The organism is Klebsiella sp. 28 (assembly GCF_018223905.1).
GTDB lineage: Bacteria > Pseudomonadota > Gammaproteobacteria > Enterobacterales > Enterobacteriaceae > Klebsiella > Klebsiella pneumoniae.
In genome coordinates, this window is the sequence record NZ_JAGRQY010000129.1 from 1 (window position 1) to 7,952 (window position 7,952).

Annotated in this window: 8 protein-coding genes and 4 pseudogenes; 6 read left to right on the top strand and 6 right to left on the bottom strand. The window is 50.9% G+C overall.

Annotated features, from left to right (window positions below):
• Together KHQ28_RS20905 and intI1 are read right to left on the bottom strand one after the other, a co-directional pair.
• On the bottom strand, positions 1–492 hold a 492-nt coding region (locus KHQ28_RS20905; RefSeq protein ID WP_211777671.1), incomplete at its 3' end, for a recombinase family protein.
• A 392-nt stretch (positions 493–884) separates the two neighbouring features.
• The gene (gene intI1 / locus KHQ28_RS20910) at positions 885–1,898 is read right to left on the bottom strand and encodes a class 1 integron integrase IntI1 (RefSeq protein WP_000845048.1); all 1,014 of its coding nucleotides are present in this window, start codon (positions 1,896–1,898) and stop codon (positions 885–887) included.
• Between the two features lie 155 nt (positions 1,899–2,053).
• On the opposite strand from intI1, the gene dfrA14 reads away from it, so the two are divergent.
• The 4 genes and pseudogenes from dfrA14 (at position 2,054) to KHQ28_RS20925 (ending at position 3,921) form a co-directional block, all read left to right on the top strand.
• Complete coding sequence (gene dfrA14, locus KHQ28_RS20915) at positions 2,054–2,527, top strand: trimethoprim-resistant dihydrofolate reductase DfrA14 (protein WP_004201280.1); 474 nt, start codon at positions 2,054–2,056, stop codon at positions 2,525–2,527.
• Between the two features lie 220 nt (positions 2,528–2,747).
• Positions 2,748–2,903: pseudogene (mobC, locus tag KHQ28_RS29290) on the top strand (plasmid mobilization relaxosome protein MobC); the annotation flags it as partial.
• Positions 2,904–2,973: 70 nt separating this feature from the next.
• Positions 2,974–3,039 (top strand): annotated as a pseudogene (locus KHQ28_RS29295) (EAL domain-containing protein); the annotation flags it as partial.
• A 117-nt stretch (positions 3,040–3,156) separates the two neighbouring features.
• Positions 3,157–3,921 (top strand): IS6-like element IS6100 family transposase, encoded by a 765-nt coding sequence (locus tag KHQ28_RS20925; protein ID WP_001389365.1) that lies wholly within the window; start codon positions 3,157–3,159, stop codon positions 3,919–3,921.
• Between the two features lie 139 nt (positions 3,922–4,060).
• Here the strand turns inward: KHQ28_RS20925 and KHQ28_RS20930 are convergent.
• Positions 4,061–4,126, bottom strand: a pseudogene (locus KHQ28_RS20930) (EAL domain-containing protein); the annotation flags it as partial.
• A 55-nt stretch (positions 4,127–4,181) separates the two neighbouring features.
• Here KHQ28_RS20930 and KHQ28_RS20935 point away from each other — a divergent pair.
• Positions 4,182–5,396 (top strand): type II site-specific deoxyribonuclease, encoded by a 1,215-nt coding sequence (locus tag KHQ28_RS20935; RefSeq protein ID WP_004098817.1) that lies wholly within the window; start codon positions 4,182–4,184, stop codon positions 5,394–5,396.
• 33 nt (positions 5,397–5,429) lie between these two features.
• Here KHQ28_RS20935 and KHQ28_RS20940 read toward each other — a convergent pair whose 3' ends face one another.
• A complete protein-coding gene (locus KHQ28_RS20940; protein WP_001288432.1) occupies positions 5,430–6,863 on the bottom strand; it encodes a DNA cytosine methyltransferase in 1,434 nt (477 codons plus the stop codon).
• Positions 6,864–6,961: 98 nt separating this feature from the next.
• Here KHQ28_RS20940 and KHQ28_RS20945 point away from each other — a divergent pair.
• Positions 6,962–7,234 (top strand): annotated as a pseudogene (locus KHQ28_RS20945) (IS1 family transposase); the annotation flags it as partial.
• Between the two features lie 10 nt (positions 7,235–7,244).
• On the opposite strand, the gene KHQ28_RS20950 reads toward KHQ28_RS20945, so the two are convergent.
• Positions 7,245–7,451 (bottom strand): hypothetical protein, encoded by a 207-nt coding sequence (locus KHQ28_RS20950; protein WP_001749967.1) that lies wholly within the window; start codon positions 7,449–7,451, stop codon positions 7,245–7,247.
• A 4-nt stretch (positions 7,452–7,455) separates the two neighbouring features.
• Positions 7,456–7,944 (bottom strand): restriction endonuclease, encoded by a 489-nt coding sequence (locus KHQ28_RS20955; RefSeq protein WP_071606124.1) that lies wholly within the window; start codon positions 7,942–7,944, stop codon positions 7,456–7,458.
• Positions 7,945–7,952 lie beyond the last annotated feature (8 nt).

The following is a 7,952-nucleotide window of genomic DNA, read 5'->3' on the forward strand; positions in this document are numbered from 1 at the left end:
AAGTAGGCGCATTATATGGGTAATTTGTTTAACATCTTCTTCAGAAAGTGACGGTTTTCTCCCTCCCACACGGCCCCTTGCGCGTGCAGCTGCAAGGCCTGAGCGCGTTCTTTCAATATTGCGGTTGCGTTCAAAGCTAGAGAATATCGCCATCAGATGAGTATAGATTTCCCCTATAACTGGCGCATTTGTGTCTATTCTGTCCTTGATGGCTATGAAAGTTATTCCGCGTTTCTTCAGGTCGTCGAGTAAAGTAATGACTTGACCCAATGAACCACCGAGCCGATCTAGTGCCCAAACTACTAGGGTATCTCCCTCGCGCAATGCTTTCAGGCAGTTCTCCAGTTCCAGCGCACCTTTTTTGTCGCGCTTTGGGCCGCTACGTGAGGTCTGATCCTGATAGATTTGCTCACATCCAGCTTTTGTTAGTTCGTCAACCTGGTGCGCCACATCCTGAAGATGCGTAGATTTACGTGCATAGCCGATTTTCATTCTTTTCTCGCTAATTAGTTATGGGGTTATTGTTATGTTGATACAGTAACGAGTTTTGTTACATGAGGGGAGTCATTTTTCGGGAGAAGTCAGGACTTTTCAAGACTGTCACAAAAACCATCGTTTTTGATACATTAATTTAACCAATAGGTTGCAGATCAAATCGCCTGTAACAGCCTTTCTGGCTGTTTGTCGTTTTCAGAAGACGGCTGCACTGAACGTCAGAAGCCGACTGCACTATAGCAGCGGAGGGGTTGGATCCATCAGGCAACGACGGGCTGCTGCCGGCCATCAGCGGACGCAGGGAGGACTTTCCGCAACCGGCCGTTCGATGCGGCACCGATGGCCTTCGCGCAGGGGTAGTGAATCCGCCAGGATTGACTTGCGCTGCCCTACCTCTCACTAGTGAGGGGCGGCAGCGCATCAAGCGGTGAGCGCACTCCGGCACCGCCAACTTTCAGCACATGCGTGTAAATCATCGTCGTAGAGACGTCGGAATGGCCGAGCAGATCCTGCACGGTTCGAATGTCGTAACCGCTGCGGAGCAAGGCCGTCGCGAACGAGTGGCGGAGGGTGTGCGGTGTGGCGGGCTTCGTGATGCCTGCTTGTTCTACGGCACGTTTGAAGGCGCGCTGAAAGGTCTGGTCATACATGTGATGGCGACGCACGACACCGCTCCGTGGATCGGTCGAATGCGTGTGCTGCGCAAAAACCCAGAACCACGGCCAGGAATGCCCGGCGCGCGGATACTTCCGCTCAAGGGCGTCGGGAAGCGCAACGCCGCTGCGGCCCTCGGCCTGGTCCTTCAGCCACCATGCCCGTGCACGCGACAGCTGCTCGCGCAGGCTGGGTGCCAAGCTCTCGGGTAACATCAAGGCCCGATCCTTGGAGCCCTTGCCCTCCCGCACGATGATCGTGCCGTGATCGAAATCCAGATCCTTGACCCGCAGTTGCAAACCCTCACTGATCCGCATGCCCGTTCCATACAGAAGCTGGGCGAACAAACGATGCTCGCCTTCCAGAAAACCGAGGATGCGAACCACTTCATCCGGGGTCAGCACCACCGGCAAGCGCCGCGACGGCCGAGGTCTTCCGATCTCCTGAAGCCAGGGCAGATCCGTGCACAGCACCTTGCCGTAGAAGAACAGCAAGGCCGCCAATGCCTGACGATGCGTGGAGACCGAAACCTTGCGCTCGTTCGCCAGCCAGGACAGAAATGCCTCGACTTCGCTGCTGCCCAAGGTTGCCGGGTGACGCACACCGTGGAAACGGATGAAGGCACGAACCCAGTGGACATAAGCCTGTTCGGTTCGTAAACTGTAATGCAAGTAGCGTATGCGCTCACGCAACTGGTCCAGAACCTTGACCGAACGCAGCGGTGGTAACGGCGCAGTGGCGGTTTTCATGGCTTGTTATGACTGTTTTTTTGTACAGTCTATGCCTCGGGCATCCAAGCAGCAAGCGCGTTACGCCGTGGGTCGATGTTTGATGTTATGGAGCAGCAACGATGTTACGCAGCAGGGCAGTCGCCCTAAAACAAAGTTAACCCAGGATGAGAACCTTGAAAGTATCATTGATGGCTGCGAAAGCGAAAAACGGCGTGATTGGTTGCGGTCCAGACATACCCTGGTCCGCGAAAGGGGAGCAGCTACTTTTTAAAGCATTGACCTACAATCAGTGGCTTCTGGTGGGTCGCAAGACGTTTGAATCTATGGGCGCACTCCCCAATAGGAAATACGCGGTCGTTACCCGCTCAGGTTGGACATCAAATGATGACAATGTAGTTGTATTTCAGTCAATCGAAGAGGCCATGGACAGGCTAGCTGAATTCACCGGTCACGTTATAGTGTCTGGTGGCGGAGAAATTTACCGAGAAACATTACCCATGGCCTCTACGCTCCACTTATCGACGATCGACATCGAGCCAGAGGGGGATGTTTTCTTCCCGAGTATTCCAAATACCTTCGAAGTTGTTTTTGAGCAACACTTTACTTCAAACATTAACTATTGCTATCAAATTTGGAAAAAGGGTTAACAAAGCTATGCAATCGACGGCAAAAAGCTTCGTTCGCTTCGCGCACTACGCCTTTTCCGCGATTGATAGCGACGTTATGTGAATATTGAAATGAGCATTCCAAAGAAAGGAAGTAGAAAAATTATCGTGGGCGAAAATGAGTTTTTGTGGCTCATTAGGTCAAAACTCACATATTCGCAGGACTGTTTAGGTACAGAAATGACTGCGGTCGTTGAACCGGATGCCGGTCCTCACTGATGAAGAAGTGAACACCGTACGGGAATCGTGCCGGCAGCTTGGAGCTATCGGCCGGAACCTCAACCAGGTGGCCAGGGCCTTGAACATCGAGTTCAGGGAAAGTGACAAGCTCAAGCAAGAGGCCATCGAAAAACTGGCCGAACGGATCGACCAGCATTTGGACCATGTGTCTGAGCTGTTCGATAAGACCTGGAGCCGGTGGCACGATTGTCATTTTCAGAAGACGACTGCACCAGTTGATTGGGCGTAATGGCTGTTGTGCAGCCAGCTCCTGACAGTTCAATATCAGAAGTGATCTGCACCAATCTCGACTATGCTCAATACTCGTGTGGGCTCTGTTGCAAAAATCGTGAAGCTTGAGCATGCTTGGCGGAGATTGGACGGACGGAACGATGACGGATTTCAAGTGGCGCCATTTCCAGGGTGATGTGATCCTGTGGGCGGTGCGCTGGTATTGTCGCTATCCGATCAGCTATCGCGACCTTGAGGAAATGCTGGCGGAACGCGGCATTTCGGTCGACCATACGACGATCTATCGCTGGGTCCAGTGCTACGCCCCGGAGATGGAGAAGCGGCTGCGCTGGTTCTGGCGGCGTGGCTTTGATCCGAGCTGGCGCCTGGATGAAACCTACGTCAAGGTGCGGGGCAAGTGGACCTACCTGTACCGGGCAGTCGACAAGCGGGGCGACACGATCGATTTCTACCTGTCGCCGACCCGCAGCGCCAAGGCAGCGAAGCGGTTCCTGGGCAAGGCCCTGCGAGGCCTGAAGCACTGGGAAAAGCCTGCCACGCTCAATACCGACAAAGCGCCGAGCTATGGTGCAGCGATCACCGAATTGAAGCGCGAAGGAAAGCTGGACCGGGAGACGGCCCACCGGCAGGTGAAGTATCTCAATAACGTGATCGAGGCCGATCACGGAAAGCTCAAGATACTGATCAAGCCGGTGCGCGGTTTCAAATCGATCCCCACGGCCTATGCCACGATCAAGGGATTCGAAGTCATGCGAGCCCTGCGCAAAGGACAGGCTCGCCCCTGGTGCCTGCAGCCCGGCATCAGGGGCGAGGTGCGCCTTGTGGAGAGAGCTTTTGGCATTGGGCCCTCGGCGCTGACGGAGGCCATGGGCATGCTCAACCACCATTTCGCAGCAGCCGCCTGATCGGCGCAGAGCGACAGCCTACCTCTGACTGCCGCCAATCTTTGCAACAGAGCCTCCGTCGCCATGCTCACCTCGCTTTGGTGCACACGAGTATTGAGCATAGTCGAGATTGGTGCAGATCACTTCTGATATTGAACTGTCAGGAGCTGGCTGCACAACAGCCATTACGCCCAATCAACTGGTGCAGTCGTCTTCTGAAAATGACACTGTTTGTATATAATCATGAAAAAATGGTGAGTAGAGTTTCAGGGTAACAGGGGATGCTTATGTCGGTTTTCCACAACTGGCTACTTGAGATCGCATGTGAGAATTACTTCGTCTACATCAAACGCCTTTCCGCCAACGATACCGGCGCAACAGGTGGTCACCAGGTAGGGCTTTATATCCCTTCAGGTATCGTTGAAAAACTCTTTCCGTCTATCAACCATACCCGTGAACTGAACCCTTCGGTTTTTCTCACCGCACATGTGTCATCGCATGATTGCCCTGACAGCGAAGCCAGGGCAATTTATTATAACAGCCGTCATTTTGGTAAAACCCGGAATGAAAAAAGGATTACCCGCTGGGGTAGAGGCAGCCCACTTCAGGATCCTGAAAATACAGGGGCTCTGACGCTCCTGGCTTTCAAGCTTGATGAGCAAGGGGGGGACTGTAAGGAAGTAAATATTTGGGTATGCGCCAGCACTGATGAAGAGGACGTCATTGAGACCGCTATTGGTGAAGTTATACCCGGAGCGCTTATATCCGGCCCCGCAGGACAGATTCTAGGCGGACTATCTCTACAGCAAGCGCCAGTAAATCATAAATATATTCTACCTGAAGACTGGCACCTGCGCTTTCCGTCGGGAAGTGAAATTATTCAGTATGCAGCCAGCCATTATGTGAAAAATTCCCTTGATCCGGATGAGCAACTTCTTGACCGCCGGCGCGTGGAGTACGACATATTTCTATTGGTTGAGGAACTGCATGTTCTGGATATCATCCGGAAAGGATTTGGCTCTGTGGATGAATTTATTGCGCTGGCCAATTCTGTCAGCAATCGCCGTAAATCCAGAGCCGGGAAGTCGCTGGAACTGCACCTGGAGCATCTATTCATTGAGCACGGCCTGCGACACTTTGCGACGCAGGCCATCACAGAAGGTAATAAAAAACCCGATTTCCTTTTCCCTTCCGCAGGGGCTTACCACGATACTGAGTTTCCCGTAGAAAATCTGCGCATGCTGGCAGTCAAGACTACCTGTAAGGATCGCTGGCGTCAGATACTGAATGAGGCCGATAAAATTCATCAGGTGCATCTGTTTACACTCCAGGAGGGAGTTTCTCTGGCTCAATATCGGGAGATGCGGGAGTCGGGTGTCAGATTGGTCGTGCCATCATCTCTGCACAAAAAATACCCGGAGGCGGTGAGAGCTGAGCTAATGACGCTAGGTGCGTTTATTGCTGAGCTGACAGGGCTTTACGCAGATATTCCATAGATTATCTCCCGGCATAAATACCGGGAGGAGCGATCAGATTCGTTCAACCTTGCACGAATCGGCATTAACCGCTTTCAGGATATAAGGTTCAAGCAGTTTGGCTACGGCTTCAAACACGGGCACCACTACGGAGTTACCGAACTGCCTGTACGACTGAGTGTCTGACACAGGAATGCGAAAAGGCCTGCCATCTACTTTTTCAAAACCCATAAGGCGCGCGCACTCTCGCGGAGTCAGCCTGCGGGGCCGATGCGCCTGATTTTCTTCGTTCGCGAAGTCTGTTTCACCTGTGGCCATATCCCAGCCACGGTCTATCAGAATTTCAGACCCGTCTTTGTGATAGCGAGCAGAAAGCGTACGGGCAATGCTTTCTTTATTTTCAGGATTAACGAGGCCAAAACCGAATCCGTTACCCTTAGCTGCGTGCTTTTTGGCGTAGTTATAGAGATACTCCCAGAGTTTCGGCGTCAGTATATATTTGCTGTCAACCACGGGTTCCAGCAGTTCGCCAAATGACGGACGCTGTTCCGGATAAAAACGACTAATATCGCGCAGGGTAAAGCCCTGGTGAATGTTCAGATCACGGCGGAAACCGACCAAAACGATACGTTCTCGGTGCTGAGGTAAAAAGTGTTTTCCGTCGATAACTTTAGGATCGTTTTTGCCCATCTCAGCTGCATCCGCAACTTCATAGCCAAGTTCGTCGAGGGTATCCATGATGACTTTAAAGGTTTTACCCTTGTCATGGCTCTTCAGGTTTTTAACGTTTTCAAGAACAAAGATGGCAGGTTTTTTTGCGCGGATAATACGCGCCACATCGAAGAAAAGCGTTCCCTGAGCCTCACATTCGAAACCATGCGCGCGCCCGAGCGAGTTTTTCTTGCTTACGCCCGCAAGGCTGAACGGTTGACAGGGGAAACCTGCTAGAAGTACATCATGATCCGGCACATGCTCATTAATGTAAGCATAGGCATCGTTTTCAGGTACTTCAGGTTTATCACTGAGCGTGACTTCCCGAATATCTAGATTGAAAGTGTGTTCCTGAGCATCGTTAAACCAGTTAGCTTTATATGTGCGCACAGCCTCTTTATTCCATTCACTGGTAAAAACGCACTGGCCACCGATGGTTTCGAAGCCCTTCCGTATACCTCCAATCCCAGCAAACAGGTCAATAAACCGGAAGGCATAGTCAGGGTGATGTGCAGGCGCTTCCGGAAGCATTTTTCGTAGAAGTTCCTCTTCGGCTAACGTCAGCGTCTTAGGTGAGCACTTACCATTAATCCAGCGATTAAGAGTCTCGCGACTCCACTCATTTTTACCAACTTTTCTAAGCAGTTCAGCCACGTACTTCTGGTCATAGATTTCCAGCACCTGCCCGAGCAGCTTTTTATCATTTTCCTGTCGCAGTTGTTCTTCCGCTTCTGCTTTCTCAAGCAGATCCTGCGCCAGTAATTCAAATTCAGACATATTGCCTCCATTGGGTCTTATGGGTGAAACTGTATCACTCATTTGACCCAGATTGAATGTTTTTATCTGGATATTTAAACAGGTTTATTGTTAGGTAACGCACGTTGGCCACGCTGGAGCGTCTTCTGGGCCTGCTGTCGGCCTTTGAGGTCGTGGTATGGATGACGGATGGCTGGCCGCTGTATGAATCCCGCCTGAAGGGAAAGCTGCACGTTATCAGCAAGCGTTACACTCAGCGCATTGAGCGACATAACCTGAATCTGAGACAACATCTGGCAAGGCTGGGACGGAAGTCACTGTCGTTCTCAAAATCGGTGGAGCTGCATGACAAGGTCATCGGGCATTATCTGAACATAAAACACTATCAGTAAGTTGGAGTCATTACCGGTTCTCTTTGTCTTTTAGTGATTCTATAAACCTCATTACGTCTGAATATAAAAATCTATTATTTGATTTATGTGGCTCATGAGGTTGTGGGATGGTCTTGTTTTTGAATGTGCCAGTTTTCTTAATGGCAAAGATTAACTCACCTTCTGTTATTCCTAACATTTCAGCAAATGTTTTTGCTTCTATAGTTACTGACTTCATTTAATTAACTCTCATGGTATCGATTTTCTTTACCGGCATCTTTAACAATGGTGCTCGTTTCTAGTGTTGCTGCGGTACGCTTCATCATCGTCTGCGGGGCGGTTGCGATAGTGAAGGAGCTGCCGGGCGTGAGCAAATCTATCAGGCGCTGGCCGCTGATAATCTCCATCCGTTCACTGGCAATACTGACAGATTTTGAACCTGCGCCGGTTTTCCCGGTATGGCAAAACAGACCGCGACAGTTATGACGTTTAAGCAACTTCTCGAACTCCTGTACGTGCTGTAAAGCAATATGGCCGCGATAGCGTTTAGCCTGAATAAGATAGCGATATTTTCCTATTATTACCTGGCCGTCAATGCCTCCATCGCCGGTATAGCGTTTGTTTCTGATGGTTCTGAAGCCATGCGCTTCAAATCCTTCCAGCAACAGTTCTTCAAACACAAAAGGATCAATTTTCCTCAGGTAGTTAATTTTTTGGGCACTGTTGCAAATAGTCGGTG

What these genes read in the sequence shown, in the direction of transcription:
- intI1 (WP_000845048.1), bottom strand. Translation starts at nt 1,898, where the DNA reads ATGAAAACCGCCACTGCGCCGTTACCACCGCTGCGTTCGGTCAAGGTT.
- KHQ28_RS20925 (WP_001389365.1), top strand. Translation starts at nt 3,157, where the DNA reads ATGACGGATTTCAAGTGGCGCCATTTCCAGGGTGATGTGATCCTGTGG.
- KHQ28_RS20935 (WP_004098817.1), top strand. Translation starts at nt 4,182, where the DNA reads ATGCTTATGTCGGTTTTCCACAACTGGCTACTTGAGATCGCATGTGAG.
- KHQ28_RS20940 (WP_001288432.1), bottom strand. Translation starts at nt 6,863, where the DNA reads ATGTCTGAATTTGAATTACTGGCGCAGGATCTGCTTGAGAAAGCAGAA.
- KHQ28_RS20950 (WP_001749967.1), bottom strand. Translation starts at nt 7,451, where the DNA reads ATGAAGTCAGTAACTATAGAAGCAAAAACATTTGCTGAAATGTTAGGA.